General features: G+C 70.1%; 26 protein-coding genes. 11 read left to right on the top strand and 15 right to left on the bottom strand.

What is annotated here, in order from left to right:
• Positions 1–9: 9 nt before the first annotated feature.
• Positions 10–1,383: a PleD family two-component system response regulator gene (locus AAHG03_RS04790; protein ID WP_342149137.1), complete on the top strand. Its 1,374-nt coding sequence runs from the start codon at positions 10–12 to the stop codon at positions 1,381–1,383.
• A gap of 45 nt (positions 1,384–1,428) precedes the next feature.
• Here the strand turns inward: AAHG03_RS04790 and AAHG03_RS04785 are convergent, their stop codons facing one another.
• From AAHG03_RS04785 to AAHG03_RS04760, 6 genes are all read right to left on the bottom strand, one after another.
• The gene (locus AAHG03_RS04785) at positions 1,429–1,584 is read right to left on the bottom strand and encodes a hypothetical protein (protein ID WP_342149136.1); all 156 of its coding nucleotides are present in this window, start codon (positions 1,582–1,584) and stop codon (positions 1,429–1,431) included.
• Positions 1,585–1,601: 17 nt separating this feature from the next.
• Entirely contained in the window at positions 1,602–1,916 is a 315-nt protein-coding gene (locus AAHG03_RS04780) for a hypothetical protein (RefSeq protein ID WP_342149134.1), read from the bottom strand.
• A complete protein-coding gene (locus AAHG03_RS04775; protein WP_342149133.1) occupies positions 1,906–2,067 on the bottom strand; it encodes a hypothetical protein in 162 nt (53 codons plus the stop codon). The genes AAHG03_RS04780 and AAHG03_RS04775 overlap by 11 nt, the downstream gene beginning before the upstream one ends.
• Before the next feature lie 207 nt (positions 2,068–2,274).
• Positions 2,275–3,240 carry a cysteine synthase A gene (cysK, locus tag AAHG03_RS04770; RefSeq protein WP_342149131.1) on the bottom strand — a complete coding sequence of 322 codons (966 nt, stop codon included), beginning with the start codon at positions 3,238–3,240 and terminating at the stop codon, positions 2,275–2,277.
• 257 nt (positions 3,241–3,497) lie between these two features.
• Positions 3,498–3,674, bottom strand: coding sequence for a hypothetical protein (locus AAHG03_RS04765; RefSeq protein WP_342149130.1), 177 nt, complete (start codon positions 3,672–3,674; stop codon positions 3,498–3,500).
• 123 nt (positions 3,675–3,797) lie between these two features.
• A complete protein-coding gene (locus AAHG03_RS04760) occupies positions 3,798–4,304 on the bottom strand; it encodes an META domain-containing protein (RefSeq protein WP_342149128.1) in 507 nt (168 codons plus the stop codon).
• Between the two features lie 299 nt (positions 4,305–4,603).
• Here AAHG03_RS04760 and AAHG03_RS04755 point away from each other — a divergent pair, with 299 nt between their 5' ends.
• Positions 4,604–4,933, top strand: a complete 330-nt coding sequence (locus AAHG03_RS04755; RefSeq protein ID WP_412759716.1) for a helix-turn-helix domain-containing protein — start codon at positions 4,604–4,606, stop codon at positions 4,931–4,933.
• 6 nt (positions 4,934–4,939) lie between these two features.
• Here AAHG03_RS04755 and AAHG03_RS04750 read toward each other — a convergent pair whose 3' ends face one another.
• Both AAHG03_RS04750 and AAHG03_RS04745 read right to left on the bottom strand, forming a co-directional pair.
• Positions 4,940–6,166, bottom strand: a complete 1,227-nt coding sequence (locus AAHG03_RS04750; protein ID WP_342149126.1) for an NAD(P)/FAD-dependent oxidoreductase — start codon at positions 6,164–6,166, stop codon at positions 4,940–4,942.
• A complete protein-coding gene (locus AAHG03_RS04745) occupies positions 6,163–7,158 on the bottom strand; it encodes a LysR family transcriptional regulator (protein ID WP_342149124.1) in 996 nt (331 codons plus the stop codon). The genes AAHG03_RS04750 and AAHG03_RS04745 overlap by 4 nt, the downstream gene beginning before the upstream one ends.
• A 155-nt stretch (positions 7,159–7,313) precedes the next feature.
• Here AAHG03_RS04745 and AAHG03_RS04740 point away from each other — a divergent pair, with 155 nt between their 5' ends.
• Both AAHG03_RS04740 and AAHG03_RS04735 read left to right on the top strand, forming a co-directional pair.
• Positions 7,314–8,363, top strand: coding sequence for a class 1 fructose-bisphosphatase (locus tag AAHG03_RS04740; protein WP_342149123.1), 1,050 nt, complete (start codon positions 7,314–7,316; stop codon positions 8,361–8,363).
• Between the two features lie 149 nt (positions 8,364–8,512).
• A complete protein-coding gene (locus tag AAHG03_RS04735; protein ID WP_342149122.1) occupies positions 8,513–9,373 on the top strand; it encodes a phosphoribulokinase in 861 nt (286 codons plus the stop codon).
• Positions 9,374–9,532: 159 nt separating this feature from the next.
• Here the strand turns inward: AAHG03_RS04735 and AAHG03_RS04730 are convergent, their stop codons facing one another.
• From AAHG03_RS04730 to AAHG03_RS04720, 3 genes are read right to left on the bottom strand one after another with little or no spacing between them, the layout of a single operon-like run.
• Positions 9,533–11,338: a DEAD/DEAH box helicase family protein gene (locus tag AAHG03_RS04730; protein ID WP_342149120.1), complete on the bottom strand. Its 1,806-nt coding sequence runs from the start codon at positions 11,336–11,338 to the stop codon at positions 9,533–9,535.
• A gap of 30 nt (positions 11,339–11,368) precedes the next feature.
• Positions 11,369–11,698 carry a hypothetical protein gene (locus AAHG03_RS04725; protein ID WP_342149119.1) on the bottom strand — a complete coding sequence of 110 codons (330 nt, stop codon included), beginning with the start codon at positions 11,696–11,698 and terminating at the stop codon, positions 11,369–11,371.
• Positions 11,695–12,105 carry a CBS domain-containing protein gene (locus tag AAHG03_RS04720; RefSeq protein WP_342149118.1) on the bottom strand — a complete coding sequence of 137 codons (411 nt, stop codon included), beginning with the start codon at positions 12,103–12,105 and terminating at the stop codon, positions 11,695–11,697. The genes AAHG03_RS04725 and AAHG03_RS04720 overlap by 4 nt, the downstream gene beginning before the upstream one ends.
• Positions 12,106–12,368: 263 nt before the next feature.
• On the opposite strand from AAHG03_RS04720, the gene oxlT (AAHG03_RS04715) reads away from it, so the two are divergent.
• The gene (gene oxlT / locus AAHG03_RS04715; RefSeq protein WP_342149117.1) at positions 12,369–13,676 is read left to right on the top strand and encodes an oxalate/formate MFS antiporter; all 1,308 of its coding nucleotides are present in this window, start codon (positions 12,369–12,371) and stop codon (positions 13,674–13,676) included.
• A 118-nt stretch (positions 13,677–13,794) separates the two neighbouring features.
• Here oxlT (AAHG03_RS04715) and AAHG03_RS04710 read toward each other — a convergent pair whose 3' ends face one another.
• Positions 13,795–14,991 carry a YncE family protein gene (locus AAHG03_RS04710; protein WP_342149116.1) on the bottom strand — a complete coding sequence of 399 codons (1,197 nt, stop codon included), beginning with the start codon at positions 14,989–14,991 and terminating at the stop codon, positions 13,795–13,797.
• A 235-nt stretch (positions 14,992–15,226) separates the two neighbouring features.
• Between AAHG03_RS04710 and oxlT (AAHG03_RS04705) the strand changes: the two genes are divergently transcribed.
• The 3 genes from oxlT (AAHG03_RS04705) (at position 15,227) to AAHG03_RS04695 (ending at position 19,538) form a co-directional block, all read left to right on the top strand.
• Positions 15,227–16,537: an oxalate/formate MFS antiporter gene (gene oxlT, locus AAHG03_RS04705; protein ID WP_342149115.1), complete on the top strand. Its 1,311-nt coding sequence runs from the start codon at positions 15,227–15,229 to the stop codon at positions 16,535–16,537.
• Between the two features lie 250 nt (positions 16,538–16,787).
• The gene (gene oxc, locus AAHG03_RS04700) at positions 16,788–18,545 is read left to right on the top strand and encodes an oxalyl-CoA decarboxylase (RefSeq protein ID WP_342149113.1); all 1,758 of its coding nucleotides are present in this window, start codon (positions 16,788–16,790) and stop codon (positions 18,543–18,545) included.
• 273 nt (positions 18,546–18,818) lie between these two features.
• Positions 18,819–19,538 (top strand): alpha/beta hydrolase, encoded by a 720-nt coding sequence (locus AAHG03_RS04695; protein ID WP_342149111.1) that lies wholly within the window; start codon positions 18,819–18,821, stop codon positions 19,536–19,538.
• 262 nt (positions 19,539–19,800) lie between these two features.
• Here the strand turns inward: AAHG03_RS04695 and AAHG03_RS04690 are convergent, their stop codons facing one another.
• The 3 genes from AAHG03_RS04690 to AAHG03_RS04680 all read right to left on the bottom strand — a co-directional run bounded on the left by AAHG03_RS04690 (position 19,801) and on the right by AAHG03_RS04680 (position 23,063).
• Positions 19,801–21,030 (bottom strand): HPP family protein, encoded by a 1,230-nt coding sequence (locus AAHG03_RS04690; RefSeq protein ID WP_342149109.1) that lies wholly within the window; start codon positions 21,028–21,030, stop codon positions 19,801–19,803.
• 216 nt (positions 21,031–21,246) lie between these two features.
• Complete coding sequence (frc, locus tag AAHG03_RS04685; RefSeq protein WP_342149107.1) at positions 21,247–22,497, bottom strand: formyl-CoA transferase; 1,251 nt, start codon at positions 22,495–22,497, stop codon at positions 21,247–21,249.
• Between the two features lie 92 nt (positions 22,498–22,589).
• A complete protein-coding gene (locus AAHG03_RS04680) occupies positions 22,590–23,063 on the bottom strand; it encodes a PAS domain-containing protein (protein WP_342149105.1) in 474 nt (157 codons plus the stop codon).
• 178 nt (positions 23,064–23,241) lie between these two features.
• Between AAHG03_RS04680 and AAHG03_RS04675 the strand changes: the two genes are divergently transcribed.
• The 3 genes from AAHG03_RS04675 to AAHG03_RS04665 are packed head-to-tail and all read left to right on the top strand — an operon-like array spanning position 23,242 to position 24,534.
• A complete protein-coding gene (locus AAHG03_RS04675; protein WP_342149103.1) occupies positions 23,242–23,685 on the top strand; it encodes an OsmC family protein in 444 nt (147 codons plus the stop codon).
• A gap of 40 nt (positions 23,686–23,725) precedes the next feature.
• Positions 23,726–24,082, top strand: a complete 357-nt coding sequence (locus AAHG03_RS04670) for a YybH family protein (protein ID WP_342149101.1) — start codon at positions 23,726–23,728, stop codon at positions 24,080–24,082.
• 53 nt (positions 24,083–24,135) lie between these two features.
• On the top strand, positions 24,136–24,534 hold the full coding sequence (locus AAHG03_RS04665) for a hypothetical protein (protein WP_342149100.1): 399 nt from the start codon (positions 24,136–24,138) through the stop codon (positions 24,532–24,534).
• Positions 24,535–24,590 lie beyond the last annotated feature (56 nt).

The raw sequence follows: 24,590 nt of genomic DNA, 5'->3' as shown, positions 1-24,590 counted from the left end.
GGAGGAACGATGTCGGCCCGCGTCCTGATCGTTGACGACCTCTATCCGAACGTGCGGCTGCTCGAAACGAAGCTGTCGCTCGAATATTTCGACGTGGTCGTCGCCATGAACGGGCCCGACGCCCTGACGATCTGCGAGCGCGGCGCCTGCGACGTGGTGCTGCTCGACGTGATGATGCCGGGCATGGACGGCTTCGAGGTCTGCCGCCGCCTGAAGGCGAACCCCAACACCGCCCACCTGCCGGTGGTGATCGTCACCGCGCTGGATCAACCCGCCGACCGCCTGCGCGGCCTGGACGCCGGGGCCGACGACTTCCTGACCAAGCCCATCGACGACACCGCCCTGATGACGCGGGTGCGCAGCCTCGTGCGGCTCAAGGCCGTGACCGACGAGCTGCGCTCGCGCGCGCTCGCCACCCGCGCCATCGGCGGCGTCGATCCGCTGGCGCTCGCCGCCGCGGATACGGGCGAGAACGCCAAGGTGCTCCTCGTCGAGGATCGCGCCAGCGCCATCGACCGGATCGGCACGGCGCTCGCGCAGCACCATCGGGTCACCGTCGAGACCGATCCGCATCGCGCCCTGGTGCTGGCGCCGGACGGCGGGTTCGAGGTGGCGCTGGTCAGCCTCGATCTCGAAGGCTTCGACGGGTTGCGCCTGTGCAGCCAGCTCCGCTCGCTCGAGCGCACCCGCAACCTCTCGCTCATCATGCTGGGCGAGATGGGCGAGAAGACGCGCATCACCCGAGGCCTCGAATTCGGCGTCAACGACTACCTGCTGCGCCCGATCGACCGGAACGAGCTGGTGGCGCGGGTGCGCACGCAGGTGCGGCGGCGGCGCTTCACCGAGACCCTGCGCGGCGCGCTCCAGGCCTCGATGGAACTCGCGATCACCGACGACCTGACGGGCCTGCACAACCGGCGCTACCTCGACCGCCAGATCGGCCCGGTCTTCGGCGACGCGATGCTGCACCAGAAGGGGCTGGCCTGCCTGCTGCTCGACATCGACCGGTTCAAATCGATCAACGACACCTGGGGGCATGAAGCCGGCGACGAGGTGCTGCGGGCGTTCGCCGAGCGCATCCGCGCGCAGGTCCGGCCGATGGACATCTTGGCCCGCTACGGCGGCGAGGAGATCGTGATGGTGGTGCCCGGCGTCGATCTGCCGGAGGCCCAAGCCATCGCCGAGCGCATCCGCGAGCGCGTCGAGGCCGCACCCTTCGCGGTCCAGCGCGGCACCCGCGATATTACGGTCACGGTCTCGATCGGCGTCGCCGTCCGCCGCCCGACCGACACCAGCCCGGCCGATATTCTGGGAAGAGCCGACGCAGCCCTGTATCGGGCGAAGTCCGCCGGGCGGAACCGGGTGGAAGCGGCTGCGGCTTAAAGGACATGGCACCCCTCCCTCCCCCGCAGAGGGGGGGCTTCCGTGTCAGCCCGTGCCGGGATCGGTCTCGTCGCCCTGGCCCGGTACGCCGGGCTTGCCGTCGGTCTTCTCGTTCGGGTCCTTGACGGCGTCGGGCGCCGAATTGGCCGGCTTGCCGCCGTCCCGGTCCGTCTCGGACGAATCCCTGTCGCGCTCGCTCATCGCTCCCCCCGTCGCTCTCAAGATTGTTTGGCCCGGTCGGGCTCACCGGCCACCGGCTCGCCCGCGCGCGGGCCGGCCGAGGCCTTGCGGTCGGAATGGCCGCCGGAGGAGCCGCCGATGGCCGGCGGCGTGCGGCCCTCTTCCGAGCCGCCCCATTCACCGGTCCGCTCGTCGTCGCTGCGCCCGCCCGAGCCCTGCCCGGTGATCGCCGCCTGCTGCGGCGTCTGATGGCCGCCGCCCGCGGGGCTGGGGCCGGGTGAGCCGACCGCGTCCTCGGGCTTGCGGGTGCCGACGTTGGTCAGATCCTCGTCGGGCCGGTTCTCATTCCCCATCGCGGCCTCCCTGGACCGGCGGCTCGTCGCTGCCGACGGCGGCGGTGGCGCGCTCGATCGCCTCCTGCGCGGCGGCGTCGGGCTTCTTCAGAGTGCCGTCCTCACGATCCGCGGCTGCGTCCTCGGGCGAGGGGCGGGGGGTATCCGTCATGAAAAACTCCTCGGATTCGCCGGGACAACAGTCCGGAACCCGAGGAGTTGCCGCGCGGGCCTGCGACAGGCCCGCCGGTCTTGAAATGTTGCGCTGCCCCCGACCTTCGGTCGAGCGCAGCGCGTCCGGCGGACGACCGCCGCCCCACCGTCGCGGGGGCGACCGGCGATGAGTGGATCATCGCCGGTCGAGCTGAGCCAAAAAAGACTAGCCGATGCCCTCGAACAGCACCGACGAGATGTAGCGCTCGGCAAACGAGCAGGCGACGGTGACGATCCGCTTGCCCTGGAATTCCGGCCGCGCGGCCAGTTCCAACGCCGCCGCGACGTTGCCGCCGGTGGAGATGCCGCCGGGGATGCCCTCGAACTTGGCCAGATCGCGGGCGGTGTCGACCGCCTGCTGGTTGGTCACCTGCAGCACGCCGTCGAGCACGTCGGTGTGCAGGTTCTCGGGGATGAAGCCCGCGCCGATGCCCTGGATCTTGTGCGGGCCCGGCTGGCCGCCGGAGATGACCGGCGAATCCACCGGCTCGACCGCGAACACCTTGAGGCCCGGCAGACGGGGCTTGAGCACCTCGCCGACGCCCGTCACCGTGCCGCCGGTGCCGACGCCCGCCACGAACGCGTCGAGCTTCCCGTCCGTATCGTTCCAGATCTCTTCGGCCGTCGTCTTGCGGTGAATCTCGGGGTTGGCCGGGTTGGCGAACTGTTGCGGCATCACCGCGCCGTCGATCTCGGCCAGCAGTTCTTCCGCGCGGGCGATGGCGCCCTTCATGCCCTTCGGGCCGGGGGTGAGTTCGAGCTGCGCGCCGAGGAAGGCGAGCATCTTGCGCCGCTCCAGCGACATCGTCTCGGGCATGACGAGGATCAGGCGGTAGCCGCGGGCGGCGGCCACGAAGGCCAGCGCGATGCCGGTGTTGCCCGAGGTCGGCTCGACCAGGGTGCCACCGGGCTTCAGGCGGCCCGAGGCCTCCAGCGCGTCGATCATGTTGACGCCGATGCGGTCCTTCACCGAGGCGATCGGGTTGAAGAATTCGAGCTTGAGCAGGATTTCGGCATCGACGCCGCGCTCCTTGGTGAGCCGGTTGAGGCGCACCAGGGGGGTGTTGCCGATGGTCTCGGTGATCGAGCCGTATACGCGGCCGTGTCCGGCTTTGCGCGCGGTGTCTGTCATGGCGGTCCACTCCCTGGGCGGAGAAATCGAGGGGCCGGCGGCACGATGACCAAGTGCCGATCCGCCCCCGCTGTCCGGCGCAGGGCTGTAGCCGATTTCCCAAGGAGCGTCGAGGTTTACGAAGGTTTTGCCAGGGAGTTCCGCATTCGCGCGGCGGCGGGGAATAGTCTTCTCCCGCCGGCTCTTACGACGACAACAATATCATCCGATGGGCCGGTCCCGCATCCGAGATGATCTCCCGTATCGTCGGCGCCGTGTCAGGCCGGCCCGAGGGCGGCGGCGAGCACCAGCAGGGCGATCGCCGCGCTGGTCGCCCAGGCGGCCAGCAGCGCGGCGCCCTCGTGGTGGGCGCGCATGAAGGTGTAGCGCGGCAGCGCGACCGCGTGCGGCACCACCTTCGGCACCACGCGCTGGTGAACCCGGCCGATCCGCATCCCGTCCTCCGCTGGAAGACCGGTCGCGCGGGGGCGCCACCGGTTGCGGGTTTAGGAAACGGCCGCGACGCCTGACGAGGCGTGAATCCGCGGGCGCGACCGTGGATCGTCGTCAATGGCGGGTTAAAGGGCGCGTTCGAACTTCAGCTCGCCGTTCTGGGTGCGGATCACGAGCTGCGAGCCGACGAGGTCCCAGGCGCCCGAGGTGCGCAGCGCGATGAAGAAGGACTGCTCGGCGGCGGCGAGCGCCTTGTCGCAGCTCTTCTTGGTGAGCGCGAGCGGGCCGACGGCGAGGTTCTGCTCGCGCAAGGGGAAGGCGGTGGCCGTGAAGGTGTTGCAGCCGCCGTAGCCGCGGGCCCGGTACTGGCTGTCGATGATGAAGGTCGGGCGGTCGTTGCCGCTGAACGGCTTGCCGTTGAGGCTCACTGCGGTCCACGTGGCGCCGAGCGGGAACATCTTCTCCTGGGCCTTGGCCCCGGGGACGTATTGCGGCTTCTTCTCCGGCGCGCGTCCGCCCTGGCCGAAGCCGGTGATCGCGTTGGTGCCCTGCTGCGCCAGGGCCGGCCCGGCGGCCAGCGTGGCGACGGCGACCGCGCCGGCGGCCAGCGCGGCGGTCAGCTTTCCGTTCATGTCCTTACGACCCCCTTCGCTCGCTCGGCTGCTTCTGGGTTTGAAGTCATGTCGCCGATGCCGTGGCACGCACATCGGCGCAAGATCGTCGAAGGCGATTCGCGTGGACCGGCGGCGGAACGGGAAATCGTCAGAGATTCAAGCACAATTATGGTCGCGGTCGCTCCGCGCGCCGCCGTTCACAGGTGAAGGCGCCGCCGCGACGCTTATCTCGCGCCCGCGCCGAAACGATTGCCGCGCCTGCCCCGTTGTCCGGCAGACGGGCCACGCGGCCGGACAGAGTTGAGCAGGAGAGCGGTTTGACGGGATCGGACGAAGCGGGCGCGAGCGGCACCAGCGGCGAGAACCTCAACACGATCGGGCCCGGCCAGTCCCGGGCGGCGCGCGGCCTGCTCGGCTGGAGCGTGGCGGACCTCGCCCGGGCCTCCGGCCTCGACGAGGGCTTCGTGACGGGCTTCGAAGCCGGCAGCGGCGATCCGGCCTCTGGCCAGATCGAGGCCCTGCGCAGCGCGCTGATGCGCGAGGGCGTGGTCTTCACCGGCGGCGACGGCGTGCGCCTGTCGGAGCGCCAGCGGGGCGGCGACGAGGGCACGCGGCTGGGCGACCTGACGACGGAGAACGATCGCTGACGACGCTCAGGCGGTGGCCAGCGCCTTCAGATCGAAGGCCGGGTCCGCCGCCTGCTCCGGGGTGAGCGAGCGGCCGGCCGCGATGATCCGGCGGGCCGCCATGTGGTCGGCCGGGCGATCGACCGATTCGACCGCGGCGAGGCGCCCGTCGCGGAAGCGGAACACGGAAAAAGCCCCGCCGGCCCGGCGCAGGACGCTGGCGTCGTCAGGGCTGCCGAGTCCGGCGATCTGCAGCTTGCGCGGGCCCTGGTCGCTCCAGAACCACGGCACCGCGTCGTAGGCGGTGGGGCGCCCGGTGAGGCGGGCGGCGAGGCAGCGGCCCTGATCGACCGCGTTCTGCACCGATTCGATCCGCACCCGGTCGCCGCCGGGCAGGCCCGCGGCGAAGCGGGTCGGGAAGCGGGCGCAGTCGCCGATGGCCGAGATCGCGGGATCGTCCGTCGCCAGGAAGGCATCGACCGCGATGCCGTCCTGCACGGTCAGCCCGGCCTGCGCGGCAAGCTCTTGGTTGGGCACTACGCCGATGCCGACGAGCACGAGGTCGGCCGGAAGGTTCTCTCCATTCGCCAGAGCCACGGACGTGACGTGTCCGTCCGCGCCCTCGATGGCGCTCACCCCGGCCCCGAACAGGATCGTGACGCCGGCCGCCTCGTGGAACTCGTGAAACGCCTGCGAGGTCTCCGCCGAGACCGCCCGCGCCATGACGCGGGGCGCCGCCTCGATCACCGTGACGGACAGGCCGCGGGCGGCGCAGACGGCGGCGAATTCGAGCCCGATGAAGCCCGCCCCCACCACGACGATTCTTCTTGCGCGTTCCAGTGCACTTTTGAGCGCGTCGGCCTCGTCGAGCGAGCGCAGGCTGTGGACTCCGGCAAGCTCCGCGCCCGGCACCGGCAATACCCGGTTGCGGGTGCCGGTGGCGAGGATCAGGTGGTCGTAGGCGAGCGCCTCGCCGTCCTCCAGCCGCACTCGGCGGTCCGCCCGGTCGATGACGGTGGCGCGGGCGCGGCGATGGGTGATGGCGTGCTCGGTGAAGAACGATTCGGGCCGCAACAGCAGGCCGCGGGCATCGGTCTTGCCGGCGAGATAGGCCTTGGATAGGGGCGGGCGCTGGTAGGGCGGCTGCGCCTCGTCGCCGATCAGCGTGAGGGGGCCGGTGAGGCCCGCCTCCCGCAGCGAGGCGGCGGCCTGGAAACCGGCCTGACCCGCGCCGACGATCAGGATGCCGCTCACTCGCCCGCCTCCGCGGCGAGGTCGGCCTCCGCGTTGAGCCGCGGCGCCATCTCGGCGGCCATGCCGGCGAGCGCCTCGTCGGGCAGGCGCGGCAGGAAGCGCCGGCCCTCGCGGGACAGGTAGTCCCAGAACGCGTCGGCCGCCGGACCCAGCACCTTGTCGGAGCGGCGCACCACGTACCAGTCGCGGCGGATCGGCAGGCCCTGCACGTCGAGGAGCGCGAGGCGCCCGCTCTCGACCTCGGACGCGACCGTGTGGCCCGACAGCAGCGCGATGCCGAGGCCCGCCATCACCGCCTGCTTCAGCGTCTCGTTCGAGCCGGCATCGATCCCGAGCTTGGCCCGGCGGATCATCACGCCGCTCATGAACTCCTCGAACACCGAGCGCGTGCCCGAGCCCTCCTCGCGCACGAGGAAGGACTCTTCGGCCAGATCCGAGCGGCTCAGGCCCCGGCGCCCGGCCAGCGGATGGTCCGGGGACGCGATGACCACGAGCGGGTGGGGGCCGAAGGTCTCGGCCTCGATGGCGAAGTCGCGCGGCGGGCGGCCCATGATCGCGAAATCGATGTCGTAGTTGCGCAGGGCGTCGATCGTGCCCTGGCGGTTGCCCACGGTGAGCGCGATCTCGACCTTCGGATGGCTCTCCATGAAACCCGCGATCACCGCCGGGGCGAAATATTTGGCGGTGGAGACCACGCCGAGCGCCACGCGCCCGCCGCCGCCCCCTTTCAAGGTGCGAAGCCTGTCGGTACAGGTCTCCAGCACGGTGTTGATGCTGTTGATCGCCCACAGCATCTCGCGGCCGGCGTCCGTCGGCTTGAGGCCGGTGGGCGTGCGGTCGAACAGCAGGAGCCCCGCCTCTTCCTCCAGTTGGCGGATGCGGGCGTAGAGCGCCGCGGAGGTGACGTTGAGCTCCTGCGCCGCCCGCGTCATGGTGCCGAGCCGCGCCACCGCGGCGACCGCCTGGAGCTGCTTGAGCGAGAGATTGCGCATGATTCGCTTTTAGTTTTTTTGCGCGGCACCACAAGTTTTTTCAAAAACCTTCCCCGACTGTGTTGCGCCCGCTGGCGCAGGCGCCACGGCACGGGGTATCATCGGGCTGAGAAATCCGCCGGGCCGGCGGTGACGGGAGCGAGCGCGACAAGCCGATGACGAAGCCGACCGGGTCCTCCCTCGACGCGTTTCTCGACGCCGAGGTCGCGCGCGACGCGACGCTCGCCGATACCGCCGCGACGATCCGCGCGCTCAGCGCCGCCGCCATCGACGTGAGCGAGACCTGCGGGCGCGGGGCGCTGGCCGGCGATATGGGCGCGCAGGGCGAGCACAACAGCGACGGCGACGTGCAGAAGGCGCTCGACGTCATCGCCCACAAGCGCTTCATGCAGGCGCTCGAACAGGCCCCCGTCGCCGAGGTCGCCTCGGAGGAGGCCGACGACGTCGTGGTGCTGAACCCCGACGCACCGCTGGCGGTGGCGATCGACCCGCTCGACGGCTCCTCCAACATCGCGGTCGGCATGGTGGTCGGCACCATCTTCGGCATCCGCCCGAAGGTCGTCGCGAAGGGCGATCCCAACGCCTCGTTCAAGACGCCGGGCACCACGCAGACCGCGGCCGGCTTCGTCGTCTACGGCCCAGCCACGACCTTCGTGCTGACGCTCGGCGACGGCACCCGCATCTTCACCCTGGAGCGGGCGGAGGGCGTGTTCCGCCTCACCCACGATGCCCTCAAGGTGGTGCCCTCGGCCAACGAATACGCCATCAACGCCTCGAACGCCCGCCACTGGGACGGCCCGATCAAGGCCTTCATCGAGGATTGCCAGCGCGGCACGGACGGTCCGCGCGACCGCGACTTCAACATGCGCTGGACCGCGGCGCTGGTGGCCGACGCGCAGCGCGTGCTGATCCGCGGCGGCGTGTTCCTGTATCCGGGCGACAGCCGCAAGGGCTACGGCCAGGGCCGCCTGCGCCTGCTCTACGAGACCGCGCCGATGGCCTTCCTGATGGAGCAGGCCGGGGCCGCCGCCACCGACGGGCGCACCCGCGTCCTCGATCTCGTGGCGACCAAGATTCACGAGCGTTCGCCGCTGGTGTTCGGCTCGACCGAGGAAGTCGCCGCCGTCGCCGCCTATTACGACGGGCGCCAGCCCGCCGCCGGGCGCTCGCCGCTGTTCGGCCAGCGCGGCCTGATGCGCAGCTAGCCCGAACGATGATGATCGCTCATCATCGTTCGCCCGCGCGACTGCGCGGCGGCGGTCGTCCGCCGGACGCACGAAACAGGACCATCGGTCCTGTTTCGTGCAACCTATAAGATCTTAGAGCGCGTCTTCATCTCAGTCCCAAAGCATCAATGTCGGCGCGTCACCCCATCATCTCGGTCACCGGCTCCTCGGGCGCCGGTACCACCTCGGTCCGCAACACCTTCGAGCAGATTTTTCGTCGCGAGGACGTGAGCGCGGTCTACATCGAAGGCGACGGCTTCCACGCCTACGACCGCGACACGATGCGGGCGAAGATGGCGCGCGAGCCGACGCTGAGCCACTTCGCGCCGCGCGCCAACCTCCTGCCCGAGCTGGAGGAGGTGTTTCGCAGTTACGGCGCGAACGGCACCGGGCGGACCCGCCACTACGCCCACGATGCCGACGAGGCCGCCCGCTACGGCATTGCCGAGGGGAGTTTTTCCGAGTGGGAAAACTTCCAGCCGGGCTCCGACCTCCTGTTCTACGAAGGGCTGCACGGCTGCGTCGTGGACAACGCGGTCGACATCGCCCGCTATCCCGATCTCAAGATCGGGGTGGTGCCGGTGATCAACCTCGAATGGATTCAGAAGCTCCACCGCGACCGCTCGACCCGCGGCTACTCCACCGATGCGGTCACCGACGTGATTCTGCGGCGGATGCCCGACTACGTGCAGACGATCTGCCCGCAATTCTCGTGGACGGACATCAACTTCCAGCGGGTGCCGATGGTGGACACCTCGAACCCGTTCATCGCCCGCTGGATTCCCACCGCCGACGAATCGATGGTGGTGATCCGCTTCAAGGACCCGAAGGGGATCGATTTCTCGTATCTCGTGTCGATGATCCACGACAGCTTCATGAGCCGGGCCAACTCCATCGTCATCCCCGGCGGCAAGCTCGATCTGGCGATGCAGCTGATCCTGACGCCGATCATCATGCAACTGGTGGAGCGGCGGCGGCGGCTGGCCTGAGGCGCAGCTCCCTCCGATACTCCTCTCCACCGTCATTCCGGGGCGCCGAAGGCGAACCCGGAATCCACGACTGGCCGCGACGGTTCGATTGCAACCGGGCACCGCGCATCACGGGTGGATTCCGGGTTCCGCTGCGCGGCCCCGGAATGACGGGGAGGGTCAGGCGGGCGCCTCGGCCCCCACCCGTGGCCCCCACGCCCCCAACGTCGCCACGCTCCCCGGTACCAGCCGCTCGTCGAGCCCCGGAAGCGCGGCATCGGACGGCTCCGTCACACCCGCCGCCGCGAGCGCCCGCGCCATCGCCGGGTCGGCCCGCATCGCCGCGAGTCCGGCCCGGTCGAGCGCGGTCAGGCGACCTCGCTCGAACCGCGCAAAGACCCGGCCGGTGTCGCGCTCGGCGAAGCGCACGGTGTCGAGCCGGCGCAGGATCGCCCGCAGGAAGGCGGCGTCGCGCTCCGGCTCGAGCGCGGCGCCGCGATAGACCTCGTCCGGCGCGCGGGCGCCGATGTCGATGCGGCGGTAGCGCTCGATGCTCATCAGGGCGCGGGCGTCGAGGATGGTCATCTCGCCGTTGCCGCCGAAGGCGATGGTCAGCGGGCGCGCCCCTCTTCGCACGTCGTTGTCGAGAAACTCGAAGAACACCGCCCGGTCGCGGCGCAGGGCCCAGGTGAAGAACAGTCGCGGCATGCCGGTGAAGGCCTCGACGTTGTGGGCGAGCAGGTCCTCCACCGCCTTGTAGCGGCCGAATTCCTCGCCGCGCTTCCACGCCCGCTCCACCGTCTCCTCCGGGGGCGTCACCATGAACTGCAGGTAGACCCGCTGGCCGAACCGGGTCAGCAACTGGCCGGTGCCGTCGCCGCTGGGCTCGACCGAGAAGCTGTCGAAGCGGAAGCGGTCGATCAGCAGATGCGACAGGCGCCCGGCGGCGGCCTTCGCCGTGATGTGGCGGTCGAGCTTGGCGTCCACGATCTCGACCTCGTGGCCGGCGAGCGGCCCGGCATAGCGGCGCTGGGGGCCGAGGGCGTCGTAATCGAGCAGGAACTTGCGCCAGACGTCCGGCGTGACGACGGCGAAGTCGGACCAGCCGGCGCCGATCCGCCCGGCGAGGTCGCGCTGGTAGGGGCGGATCGTGCTCTTGCCGGAGGCGGAGGCGCCCTTGACCGTCATCACCACCGGCTCGGCCTGGGGCGCCAACTGCCGGTAGCCGTGGGCGCACACGACCGCGTCCATCCACGGCGCGATCAGCGCGCCGATGCGGCGGCTGCCCTCGCGGTTGGCCACCAGGATCAGGGCGAGGCGCGCCAGCAGCGCCCGGTCGCGGATCAGCGTGCCCTGGCGGGCGATGACGGCCGAGACCACGGTGCGCAGCGCACCGCGCACCGCCCCCTCCAGGCCATCCGCCTCGCACGCCGCCTCGCTCGCTTGGCCGCAGCGGGCGTCGAGCCGGGCGAGCGCCCGCGCCTGCCAGTCGCTCGGATGGGGCGGGAGGCCGGGCTTCGGCGGCAGCAGGCCGAGCCAGCGCCGGGGCGCGGGCGGTTCGGCGGGCTCGTCGAGGAGGATCGCGAGTTCCTGTGCCAGCAGCGCTTCGGCCTCGCGGCGCAACGCCTCGAAGGCGGCCTCGACCTGGGCCATCCGCGGGGCGACGCCCTCGTTCAGGATCGCGGTGACCATGGCGCGGAAGTTGACGCCGAGATCGGCATAGACCTCGCCGACCGGCACCGAGAGGTCGGCCATCACGCGGATCAGCACCTCGTGCACCGCGAGCCGCCGGGGCCTGAACGGGGCCAGCCGCGTCGCGGGCAGGCCGCTGAAATCCGACAGTTCGAGGATCTCAGAGAGCGGCAGCGCCACGTTCTCGGGCCGGAAAACGGTCGCGAGCGGCATCAGGGCGCGCGGCAGGCCGGGTTCGAGGCCGGGGTTCCAGGCGTCGAAAGCCGGCTCGGTCACGGGCGCCGGGGAGGCCATGGAAACGTCCTCCCCCAAGTCGCAAAAAAATCAGGCGGCGGAGGCGTTGTCGATCGCCTCGAAGCGCATCTGGTAGCGGTCGCCCCAGAGCGTGTCGGCGCGCGAGGTCCATTCGGCGTCGAAGAACAGCTTGGCGCAGAACGTGCTCTTGAAGATGCACACCGCGATGATCCGCTCGTCGAGCACGCGGATGTGGCGGCTCTCCAGGCCCGCGGCGATGCCGTTGCGGGGCAGCATGTCGACGCTCGACATCCCGAACTCGTTCTCGCCGGGGAAGACGATCGGGCATTCGACGACGACGAGGTGCTTCATCTCGGGAGCCTGTTGCGGCGAGGACGGTGTGGTCGAAGGATTGTTCATGAGACGACTCCGGCGGCACGCTCGATCGTGCGTTCTCCCGCGCAGTCCCAGATGCTCAGGATCGCGCTGACGCGGCAGGACTCCATCAGCGCGATATGATCGACCTGCCGGTCGCAGAAGGCGCGCAGGCGCTCCTGGGCGGAGGCTCCGACGTCGACGGCGGGGAAGTCGTGATCGGTGATGAGCCAGACGCTGCGACCATACACGTCCGGCCCCTCCGCGGCGACCGCCCGGAAGATGTCGCGCTGGGTCAAGAGGCCGATGACGGGGGCGTCCGCGCCCGTTCCCTCGACCACGACGAGGGCGCCGAGACCGGGCTCGGCGAGCGCCTGCATCGCCTCCGCGACCGAGCGGTCGCGGTGGATGGTGCGGATGCGGGCAGAATCCTGCTGCATCGAAGCCGGCACGGCGCTCCTCCGATCCGGGCGCTCTGGCGGCGTCCCTGACCTGAGACTGGTATACAGAATACCTGTTGTCAATTCTGGATTTTGAATTATGGTGCTGGTCAGCGCCGCCGCACGTTTGGGCAAGAGGCCTAATCCCGGCGCCGCTGAATTAACCTGCCGGCCTGCCACCCACCCACGCGCGTCCCGCTTCAGGGACCCGTGCCGCGTCGGGGCGTAGCCGATGCAGCCCGGACAACCGGGCGCACCCCCTGGAGAGACGTCCCATGTCAACGCTCACCGCGACGCCCGTATCCCCACCCGCATCGCCACCGGTCAACCGCTGGCTTCAGCTCGTCCTCGGCATCGTCTGCATGTGCATGATCGCCAACATGCAGTACGGCTGGACCTTCTTCGTCAACCCGATCCAGGAGCGCCACGGCTGGGACCGCGCCGCGATCCAGGTCGCGTTCACGATCTTCGTCGTCACCGAGACCTGGCTCGTGCCGATCGAGGGCTGGTTCGTCGACAAGTACGGCCCGCGCATCGTCACCCTCGTCGGCGGCCTGCTCTGCGGGCTGGCCTGGGTGATCAACGCCTACGCCGACTCGCTGTTCATGCTCTATGTCGGCGCCGCGATCGGCGGCACGGGGGCGGGCGCGGTCTACGGCACCTGCGTCGGCAACTCGCTCAAGTGGTTCCCGGACCGTCGCGGTCTCGCCGCCGGCCTCACCGCCATGGGCTTCGGCGCCGGCTCGGCGCTCACCGTGGTGCCGATCCAGGCCGTCATCCACCATTACAGCTACGAGCACGCCTTCTTCTGGTTCGGCCTCGGCCAGGGCCTCGTCGTGATGGCGGTGGCGCTGCTGCTGTCGGCGCCGAAGAAGGGCGACGTGCCCACCATCGCCCGCGTCAGCCAGAGCAAGCGCGACTACGCGCCGGCCGAGATGGTCCGCACCCCGATCTTCTGGGTGATGTACGCGATGTTCGTCATGATGGCCGCGGGCGGCCTGATGGCGACGGCGCAGCTCGGCCCCATCGCCAAGGACTTCCACATCGCCGACACCCCCGTGAGCCTGATGGGCATCACGCTGCCGGCGCTCACCTTCGCCGCCACCATCGACCGGGTGCTCAACGGCGTGACGCGTCCGCTGTTCGGCTGGATCTCCGACCATATCGGCCGCGAGAACACGATGTTCCTCTCCTTCGGCATCGAGGGCGTCGGCATCTACATGCTGAGCCAGTTCGGCCAGGACCCGTTCATGTTCGTGATCCTGACCGGCCTCGTGTTCTTCGCCTGGGGTGAGATCTACTCGCTGTTCCCGGCGACCTGCGGCGACACCTTCGGCTCGAAATACGCCGCCACCAATGCCGGCCTGCTCTACACGGCCAAGGGCACCGCGGCCCTGATCGTGCCCTACACCAGCATCCTCACCACGATGACCGGCTCGTGGCACGCGGTGTTCCTGGCCGCCGCCGCGCTGAACATCCTCGCGGCCTTCATGGCGATCTTCGTCCTGAAGCCGATGCGCCAGGGCTACACCAAGGCGCAGGCCGCGGGCGAGACCGAGGTGAAGACCGCGACCGCCCACTGACGGGAGAGAACCCGGCCGGCTCATGCCGACCGGTCGAGACGGAAGCGCGCCGCGGCGGACCCCGCCCGGCGCGTTTTTCTCGGGACGCGGACGAGGTTGCCGAAGCGCTCGCCGCCTCTCAGGGGCGACCGCGCAGGGAGGCCGGCTGGCCCGGCAGCGCGAGCCGGAAACCGGTCTCCCGGATCGTCTCCCCCTCGATCCGGTACACGCCGAGGCTGCGATCGGTGTAGTTGCCGATATAGACGTAGGCGCCGCTCGGGTCGAAGGCGATGCCCTGGACCACGGCACCGGCCGGCGCCTCGCCGAGCCGGCGCAGCATTCCCTCCGGCTCGATCGCCACCAGCACCGCCGCGCTGTCCGGGGTGTAAGCGGGGCTCGCCTGCGGCGCCGCGGAGCCCTTCACCACGGCGATGGCCGCCCGGCGCCCGTCGGGGCTGATCGCCAGGGTCTCGGCGGTGTCGCCGACCCCGGTGTGATCGAGCACGACCGGCCGCGCGGTGCCGGCCCGGATCAGCGCGACCGTGTCGGCATGGCCGTCGCTCGGCGCCGGGCCGGTGTTGCCGGCGAGCGCGAAGGCCCCGTCCGGCGTCACCTCCAGGCCGTAGGTGCCGGGGCCGACCGGCATGTCGAGGGCGGGATCGTGCCGCCACTGCCCGTCCGCGAGGGTGAGGAGGCCGACCGTGCCGGCCTTGTTCTTGGCCACAAAGGCCCGCCGCCCGTCCGGCGCGAGGGCCACCGCGGCGGCCTCCGCCCCGACATCCACCTCGGCCACGACGCGCACGCTTCGGCCGGCGATCGCCAGGACCGACACGCTGCGGCCCTCGCGGTTGGCCACCAGCGCGACATCGCCCGCCTTGGCAATCGCCAGGCCCGAGGGCTGCCGGCCGACGCGGATCGTCTCGATCAGGGCGGGCGGTTCGGCGGCGAGATCGACCACGTGCAGGCGGTCGTCGCCTTGCGCCCACCAGTTCTCGCCCTCCTGCCGCATGGCGACCGGGCTGGTGACGAGGCCGAGGCGGCCGTCCGGCGTGATCTGCAGGTTGGTCGGCGGCCCGTAGACGGAGGTGTCGAGCCTCACGACATGAGCCAGCCGCGGCCGGGCCGGGTCGGCGATGTCGATGACGGCGAGCCCGTCGCGTCCGTTCGGCCCGTTCACCGAGCCCTCGGGCCGGAAGAAGGTCTTTCCGTCGAGGCCCGCGATCAGGAAGGCGCGCCCCTCCGCCGCCCGTGCCTCCCCGGCGAGCAGCAGCGCCACCGAGAGCAGACCGGCCTGCCAGCGCGGGCGGACCCGCTTCACCTCGCCCTTGCCGAACATGCCGTGACGATCCCCCGCGCCGGAAACGGCCGATCCTTCGGCCAGCCGGCGCCGGGGAGACAAGATGGTGTGGCGCCGCGCAGCGGCGAGAGCGGAGGCGCTGCCTCCACCGCTCGGCGACCGGCACGATAGCACGTCCGGTACGCTTTTTTATTCCTGGTATATTGTATGCCTTGTGACATTATGCATGATGCCGCCCCGAGGGGTCACCGGACGCCATAAGAGGAATACCGGGATGGAACGCCAGACGGCACCGCGGGAGGCGCAGGACGCCTCTTCCGCCAAGTGGTGGCAGCTCGCCTTCGGCGTGCTCTGCATGGCGATGATCGCCAACCTGCAATACGGCTGGACGCTGTTCGTCGATCCGATCGACCAGACCCACCATTGGGGTCGCGCCGCGATCCAGCTCGCCTTCACGATCTTCGTCGCCACCGAGACGTGGCTGGTGCCGGTCGAGACGTGGTTCGTGGACCGCTACGGCCCGAAGATCGTGGTCTGCTTCGGCGGCGTGATGATCGCCCTGTCCTGGGTGCTCAACGCCTACGCCGACTCGCTCTTCCTGCTCTACACTGCGGCCGTCATCGGCGGCATCGGCGCGGGCTCCGTCTACGGCACCTGCGTCGGCAACGCGCTGAAGTGGTTCCCGGACCGCCGGGGGCTGGCCGCCGGCGCCACCGCCGCCGGCTTCGGCGCGGGCGCGGCCATCACCGTCGTGCCGATCGCCAGGATGATCGCCTCGCACGGCTACGAGCAGGCCTTCCTCACCTTCGGCATCGGCCAGGGCCTCGTCGTGGTCGCCCTGTCGTTCCTGCTGCGCAAGCCCAAGGTCGCGATCCCGGTCAAGCGCAAGAGCCTGCGCCTGCCCCAGACCAAGGTCGACCGCACCCCGAAGCAGGCGGTGCGCACGCCCGTGTTCTGGACCATGTACGCCATGTTCGTGATGGTGGCCTCCGGCGGCCTGATGACGGCGGCGCAGATCGGCCCGATCGCCCACGACTTCCACGTCGCCGACGTACCGGTGAGCCTGTTCGGTCTGCAGATGGCCGCGCTGACGATGGCGATCTCCCTCGACCGCATCCTCGACGGCTTCGGCCGGCCGTTCTTCGGCTGGGTGTCGGACAATATCGGTCGCGAGAACACGATGTTCGTCGCCTTCACGGTGGCGGCGACCGCCTGCCTCGTGATGTACGGCTACGGCCGCAACCCGTACGTCTTCGTCTTCGCGACGGCTGCCTACTTCGCGGTGTTCGGCGAGATCTACTCGCTGTTCCCGGCGACCTGCGGCGACACGTTCGGCTCGAAGTATGCGGCGAGCAACGCCGGCCTGCTCTACACCGCGAAGGGCACTGCGGCCTTCCTCGTGCCGATGGCGAGCCTGCTCTCGGCCGCCTATGGCTGGCCGGCGGTGTTCGCGCTGATCATCGCGCTCAACATCACGGCCGCCGCGCTGGCGGTGTTCGTCCTGAAGCCGCTGCGCCGCCGCTACCTCGCCTCCGAGGCCGAGACGGCCGAGGCCACCGAGGCGAGCGCCGTGCGCCTCGCCTGAGGGCGGCTCGGCCGCCCGACATCGCAGGACTCCTCCTGAACGCGCGGGCCTCGTCACCCGCGCGTTTCGTTTGACCGCCTAATTGGTATTTGGTATACCAAGCCTGTCGCGACAAGACTCGCAGGCCGGAACGCACGGCCCGGCGCCCTCGGGCGCCGCAGATCGAAAGAATGCGAGGCACCTCCCGAGGGCCCGCACATCGTCCAAAAAACCAGCGACGAAGAATTCAAGCCAAAAGGGAGAACGCCGCATGACCGTCCAGGCCCAGAACATCGACGCGATCACCGCGGGCGCCATGCCCCACGAGGAAGCGGAGCTGACCGACGGCTTCCATCTCGTCATCGACGCGCTCAAGCTCAACGGCATCGAGACGATCTACAACGTCCCCGGCATCCCGATCACCGATCTCGGCCGCCTCGCCCAGGCCGAGGGCCTGCGCGTCGTCTCCTTCCGCCACGAGCAGAACGCGGGCAACGCCGCGGCCATCGCCGGCTTCCTCACCAAGAAGCCGGGCATCTGCCTCACCGTCTCGGCCCCGGGCTTCCTCAATGGCCTGACCGCGCTCGCCAACGCCACCACCAACTGCTTCCCGATGATCCTGATCTCCGGCTCGTCCGAGCGCGAGATCGTCGACCTCCAGCAGGGCGACTACGAGGAGATGGACCAGCTCGCCATCGCCAAGCCGCTGTGCAAGGCCGCCTTCCGCGTGCTGCACGCCCAGGACATCGGCATCGGCGTGGCCCGCGCCATCCGCGCCGCCGTCTCCGGCCGTCCCGGCGGCGTCTATCTCGACCTGCCCGCCAAGCTTTTCTCGCAGGTGATCGATGCCGGCCTCGGCGCCAAGTCGCTCGTCAAGGTGATCGATGCGGCCCCGGCCCAGCTCCCGGCCCCGTCCGCGGTCGCCCGCGCCCTCGACCTGCTCAAGACCGCCGAGCGTCCGCTGATCGTGCTCGGCAAGGGCGCGGCCTACGCCCAGGCCGACGAGGCTGTCCGCGCGCTGGTGGAGGAGTCCGGCATCCCCTACGTGCCGATGAGCATGGCCAAGGGCCTCCTGCCTGACACCCACCCGCTCTCGGCGGGTGCGGCCCGCTCGACCGCTCTGAAGGATTCCGACGTCGTCGTGCTGGTGGGCGCGCGCCTCAACTGGCTGCTCTCCCACGGCAAGGGCAAGACCTGGGGCGAGCCCGGCTCCAAGCGCTTCATCCAGATCGACATTGAGCCGCGCGAGATGGACTCGAACGTCGAGATCGCGGCCCCGCTCGTCGGCGACATCGGCTCCTGCGTCGAGGCGCTGCTGGCCGGCATCCGCAAGGATTGGAAGGGCGCGCCGCAGCCCTGGATCGAGACCATCCGTTCCAAGCGCGAGGCTAACATCGCCAAGATGGCCCCGAAGCTGATGAAGAACTCCTCGCCGATGTGCTTCCACTCGGCGCTTGGCGCGCTGCGCACCGTCATCAAGGAGCGGCCCGACGCGATCCTCGTCAACGAGGGCGCCAACACCCTCGATCTCGCCCGCGGCATCATCGATATGTACCAGCCGCGCAAGCGCCTGGACGTCGGCACCTGGGGCGTGATGGGCATCGGCATGGGCTTCGCCGTCGCGGCCGCCGTCGAGACCGGCAAGCCGGTGCTCGCCGTCGAGGGCGACTCGGCCTTCGGCTTCTCCGGCATGGAGGTGGAGACCATCTGCCGCTACGACCTGCCGGTCTGCATCGTCATCTTCAACAACAACGGCATCTACCGTGGCACCGACATCGACCCGACCGGCCGCGATCCGGGCACCACGGTGTTCGTGAAGGACAGCCGCTACGACAAGATGATGGAGGCCTTCGGCGGCGTGGGCGTCAACGTCACGACTCCGGACGAGCTGAAGCGGGCGGTCGATGCCGCCATGGATTCGGGCAAGCCGACCCTCATCAACGCGGTGATCGACCCGACCGCCGGCAGCGAGAGCGGCAACATCGGCAGCCTCAACCCGCAGAGCACGCTGAAGAAGAAGACCGCCTGAGGCTTTTTTGACTTCTGCCGCTGAGTAGCCGGACCGCGGTGCCGCGAGGCGCCGCGGTCTTCTTCGTTTTACGACTCCGCCCGCCTTCCGATTCGTTCGCCCAGATTGCAGGGGCGCTCTCCTCCCCCTTGCGGGGAGGAGGTAGGAGGTGGGGGTCGGGCAGAAGGCACCGGAGCGGTTCCTCCTGAACCACCCCCACCCCTACCCCTCCCCGCAAGGGGGAGGGGAAGCGCGCTGCCCTCAGAGGAAGCGGGTGCCACCAGGGACACGCCCATGGCCTCCTCCGCGACCGATCCGACCCTTCCCCTCGACCCGCGCCTCGCCGGGCGGCTGTCGTTCCTGCCGCGGTTGCCGACGAAGCCGGCGCTGGGGCCGGGGCGCCACGCCCTCGGGCTGTTCGAGACCCGCGACGCGGTGCTCTGCGTGCCCGAGCACGTCGATCCGCGTCTGCCGACGCCGCTGGTGGTGCTGTTCCACGGCGGCGGGGGCAGCGCGGACAAGATCCTGCCGATGCTGGAGGGGCACGCGAAGGCGCGCGGCTTCCTGCTGCTCGCGCCGCAATCGCTGCACCCGACCTGGGACCTCGTCATCGCCGGCAACGGGCCGGACCGCGAGCGGCTCGACCGGGCGCTGGCGGAGGTCGCTGACCGCTTCCTGATCGATCCCGGCCATCTCGCCTTCGCCGGCCATTCCGACGGCGGCAGCTACGCGCTCTCGCTCGGGCTCACCAACGGCGACCGGGTCAGCCACCTCATCGTCTCGTCGGCCGGTTTCATGTCGGTTCACGTGCAGGCGGGCGCGCCCAAGATCTTCCTGTCGCACGGGACGCGCGACGAGCAGATCGGCATCGACCGCAGCGCCCGCCACCACGCCCGCCTGCTGCGCGGCGCCGGCTACGACCTGACCTACGTCGAGTACGACGGCCCGCACGCCTACGACTCGTCCGTGGTGACCCAGGCGGTTGATTTCTTTTTGGGTGATTTTTTCGCCTGACGCGAGGGCGAGGGTGGAAATCTACGGTTTCCCGCTCTGTTCGCGTCGGATTTCACCTCACCCCGTCATTGCGAGGCGAAGCCGAAGCAATCCAGGGCTCCGCACCATCCGGAAAGGTCGCGCGACCGTTTCGTCTGCGCGGTCTTGCCTTCTCCGGAAAGGTCGCGCCCTGGATCGCTTCGGCTCCGCCTCGCGATGACGGCGCGGGGCGGTCTCCGAAGCGGCCGACCGGAAAGGGTATCGTCGCGGAATCAAACAGCCCCTAAGCGAGCCCAGCGGCGAGGTCGGGCGGCACGCCCTCAGTGCGGGCTCGCGCCGCGGCGCCGGCCTGCGGCGGCTCCGCGGTGCGGTTGGCGGCCTGGGCCACGAGCGTTTCGATCAGGTCGGACTGGGCGACGACGCCGCACAGGCGGTCCTCCGCGCCGACCACGGGCAGGTGGTGGTGCCCGCCGCGGGCCATCCGCACCGCGACTTCGGCGAGCGTCATCTCCGGGCGCAGGCACACCACCTCGGACGTCATCACGTCGGCGGCGCAGCCATGCGGGGCGCGGCCGCGGCCGAGCGTCAGTTGCCAGCGCCGGGCCAGCCCGAGGCGGGGGCCGCGACTGTCCCACTCGGCCTTGTCCATCAGGTCGGTCTGGGTGAGGACGCCGAGCACGCGGGCGTTCTCGTCTGTGACGGGCAGCATCTTGATGTGGTGGCGCCGCAGCAGCGCCAGCGCTTCGCTCAGCGGCGCCTCGGGGGCGATGGCGACGACATCGCGGGTCAGGATCGAGGCGCAGGTCTCAGGGCCGGAGCGGCGCACCAGGGCGCTGAGCTGGGCGCGCCGCAGCAGCGCCTCCAGATCGCCCCGGCCGATGTCGAGCACCTGATCGAAATCGGCGAGCGCCGCGTCGATGTCGCCCGCGGTCAGGCCCATGCCGGAGGAGGGCGCCGGAGCCTGCGGCGCGGCGGCCGTCGCGTGCGGGTAGGAGCGGCCGGTGAGATTGTTGAACGCGATCGCCACGCCGAGGATCAGCAGGGAATTGGCGCAGACCGGCCACAGCACGAAGCCGTAGCCGAGATCGTGGATCGCCGGCCCGCCGAGGACGGCGGTGAGCGCCACCGCGCCGCTCGGCGGATGCAGGCAGCGGAAGGCCATCATCAGGCCGATGGCGAGCCCGCCCGCGATTCCCGCGGCGATGAGCGGATCGGGCACGAGACGCCCGAGGCTCACGCCGACGAGCGCGGCGATCAGGTTTCCGCCGAGGATCGACCAGGGCTGCGCCAGCGGGCTCGACGGCACGGCGAACAGCAGCACCGCGGAGGCGCCCATCGGCGCGATCAGCGCCGGGAGCGCGGCCCCGTTGCCGATGGCGGCACGCGCGACGAGCCCGGTGATGAGGAGCCCGATGAGCGCCCCGCAGGCGGCGCGCACGCGCTCGCGCAGGCTGACGGGGGCCTGCTGCGGCAGCAGGCGGCGCAGCAGGGGATGGGTCAGGAATGCAGTCACCGGCAGGCACCGTGAGTCGAGGCGCGGACGGGGAGGGGCGTCGATGGAGCGGTGTCGCGAAAAGACGCCGGAAACAAGAAAGGCCGGACCGTAGGGCGGCCCGGCCAAGTCACACGGAGGAGAAAAACAGCCCGGACTCTAAGGGAGTCCGGTCAGACACTCCCGGGGCGCTCGCCGACCCGGGAGGATTCTTTGGAGCGAGACCGGCGCGCGGTCTTAAACCGCGCGGGACTCGTGCATCGCGGCGATCTGCTCGGGCGAGTAGCCGAGGTCGGCCAGCACTTCGTCGGTGTGCTCGCCGAGCAGCGGGGAGGCCTTGATGTCGACCTTCAGGTCCGAGAACTTGATCGGTGAGCCGACGGTCAGGTACGAGCCGAGCTTCGGGTGCGGGACCTCGACGATGGTGCCGCTGGCGCGCAGCGACGGATCGGCGGCGATCTCCTTCATCGACAGCACCGGCGAGCACGGGATGTCGAACTTGCGCAGGATGTCGACGGCCTCGAACTTCGTCTTGTCGGCCAGCCAATCCTCGATGAAGGCGAAGATCTCGAAGATCTTGTCCTGGCGGGCGCGGGCGGTGTTGTAGGCCGGATCCTCGATCCACTCCGGCTTGCCGAGCGCCTTGCAGATCGGGGCCCAGGCATGGCCCTGGATCGTGAAGTAGATGTAGGCGTTCGGGTCCGACTGCCAGCCCTTGCACTTGAGCACCCAGCCCGGCTGGCCGCCGCCGCCCGCGTTGCCGCCGCGCGGCACCACGTCCGAGAACTCGCCGTGCGGGTATTGCGGGTACTCTTCGAGGTAGCCGATGGCGTCGAGGCGCTGCTGGTCGCGCAGCTTCACGCGGCAGAGGTTGATCACCGAATCCTGCATCGACACGGCGACCTTCTGGCCCTTGCCGGTCTTGGTCTTGGCGTGCAGCGCGGTGAGGATGCCGATGGCCAGATGCATGCCGGTGTTCGAGTCGCCGAGAGCGGCGGCCGACACGGTGGGCGGGCCGTCCCAGAAGCCGGTGGTCGAGGCGGCACCGCCCGCGCACTGCGCGACGTTCTCGTAGACCTTGAGGTCCTCGTAGTGGTGGCCGTCGGAGAAGCCCTTGACCGAGGCGAGGATCATGCCGGGGTTGAGCGACTGGATGTGGGCCCAGGTGAAGCCCATGCGGTCGAGCGCGCCGGGGCCGAAATTCTCGACCATCACGTCGGATTCGCGGATCAGCTTCTCGAGCACTTCCTTGCCCTGGGGCGTCTTGGTGTCGAGCGTCAGCGAGCGCTTGTTGGAGTTCAGCATCGTGAAGTACAGCGCGTCCGCGTCCTCGACGTGGCGCAGCTGGTTGCGGGTCACGTCGCCGGCGCCGGGGCGCTCGACCTTGATCACGTCCGCGCCGAACCACGCGAGCAGCTGCGTGCAGGCGGGACCCGCCTGGACGTGGGTGAAATCGATGATCCGGATGCCCTCGAGCGGCTGGGACATGATGGCATTCTCCCTATGACGACTTCGTTGAAGGTGAAGTGAAGTCTTGAAACGAAAGGTCTTGTTCTTGTTGTGAACTTGGGCCCGCCGGATCAGGCGAGCACGAGGGTGCCGAGCGCTTCCTCCAGCTCCGCCATGCGGCGGCGCAGGCGGCGCTCCTCCTCGAAGCGCTCGGTCTCGTCGCGGATGACCGCGACGATTCCGCTGACCTCCCCGTCCGCCCCGAACAGGAGCGAGACGGTGAAGGCGATGGACAGGGTGTGCCCGTCCTTGTGCAGGGCCGGCACCTTGAGCAGCGAGGTCCCGTAGCGGGTCTGCCCGGTGCGCATGGTCTTGGCGTAGCCGTCCCAGTGGCGCCGCCGATGGCGCTCCGGGGTGATGAGATCGAGCATCTCCCCCATCGCCTCGGCCTCGCTGAAACCGAAGATCCGCTCGGCCGCCGGATTCCACGTGACGATCCGGCCGTCCGCGTCGGAGATCACCACCGCATCGCCCAGGGACCGGACCAGCCCCGAGACGTCGACGGCCGGTGAAGGGGATGTCGTTGGAGATGTCGCTTCGGCCACGGCCTCGCGCTCCTTCCTGTCCCTCGCCTCGTCGCTCGATCGCCGCGGGAGGGAGCGGGCTCTCTCCGGTGGCGTCGCGTTGGCATCTGGTATACCAAATACGGAAAGCGGGTCAAGCGACGGTGTCGGCAACAAGGGCCGGCTTGCCGGGTTGAGACCGGCGACGGGAGGAGCGGCCATGTCGGACGGACCCAGCATCAGCATCCGGCAAGTCGAGCGCTTCGCCTTCCGGGTCGAGTTCGGCCCCGCCTTCGAGACCCTGCTGACCGATGAGCCGGTGCCGATCGGCGCCGGCGTGGGTCCCTCGCCCGAACAGGTGCTGATCGCGGCGGTGAGCAATTGCCTGTGCGCGAGCTTCGTCTTCGCGCTCGGCAAGTTCCATCAGGAGGGCGGCGGCGTCAGCGCCCAGGCGAGCGGGCGGCTCGGCCGCAACGCCGAGGGGCGCCTGCGCCTGGAGGGCATCGACGTGGCCATCGCCCTCGGCGCCGAGGCCGCCTCCATGGACCGGATCGACCGGGTGCTGGAGCAGTTCGAGCGGTTCTGCACCGTCTCCGAGAGCGTCAAGGCGGGAATTCCGGTCTCGGTCTCGGTGCAGGACGGGGCCGGCACGCGTTTGCGATAGCCGCCGATTCGAGCGGCTCATGAAGGAGGATTTTTTCAGGATGAGCGAGACGGCGAAAGAACCGGGCGATCTCGCCCGGCTGTTCCACGCGCGGGCCAATGCCGGCGACATCGAGGGGCTGGTGGCGCTCTACGAGCCGGGCGCCGTGCTGGCGGCGGGCGAGGTGGTGGCCACCGGCCACGACGAGATCCGGCGCTTCTACACCGATCTTCTGGCCCGCAAGTCCGACTTCCCCGAGCCCGAGACCCTGCCGGCGCTGACGAACGGCGATCTCGGCCTCACCTTCGCCCGCCTGCCGAACGGCTCGTTCTCGGTCGAGGCGGCCCGCCGCCAGCCCGATGGGCGTTGGCTCTGGGCGATCGACCAGCTCAAGATCAAGCCGGCCAAGAAGGACTGAGCGAAGGACGTAGCGTTCCCGCGGCGCCCCGGTCGTGCTAGGGAAGGGGCGTGATGCGTGCTCGACGCCCCTTCCGGCCGATGCTCGCCGTGATCCTCCAGATCGTGGCGCTGCTCGCGCTGTCGATCGCCGCCCCGGCGCATGCCCGCGCCCACGGGGGGGCGGAGCATGTGCATCACGCGCATGTCCATCACGCTCATGCCGACCCGTCCGGGATCGACTGCGCCGAGGCCCATGGCCCGGTCGCCGACGCATCAGAGCCGGCAAGCGACGGTCATTCCGGCCAATGCTGCGGGCTGCATTGCCCGTTCCACATCCCCTTCGTCGGCGTGGCCGACGTGACCGTGGCGCTGCGCTGGAACGCGGAAGCCGCCTTCCGCCGCCCGCGCGATGCCTCCTTCGCCAGCGTCGTCTCCGAAGCGCTCCCCGAACCGCCCCGATCCTTCGCCTGAGACCGGCGCGCCTTTTCTGCGCGCGCCCCGACGCGGCGGTCTGAACGAGGCCGTCG

The sequence above is a fragment of the Methylorubrum subtropicum genome (assembly GCF_038442325.1).
Classification (GTDB): domain Bacteria; phylum Pseudomonadota; class Alphaproteobacteria; order Rhizobiales; family Beijerinckiaceae; genus Methylobacterium; species Methylobacterium subtropicum.
The sequence above is the reverse complement of the archived record's forward strand: the minus strand, read 5'-3'. Positions and strand labels throughout refer to the sequence as shown.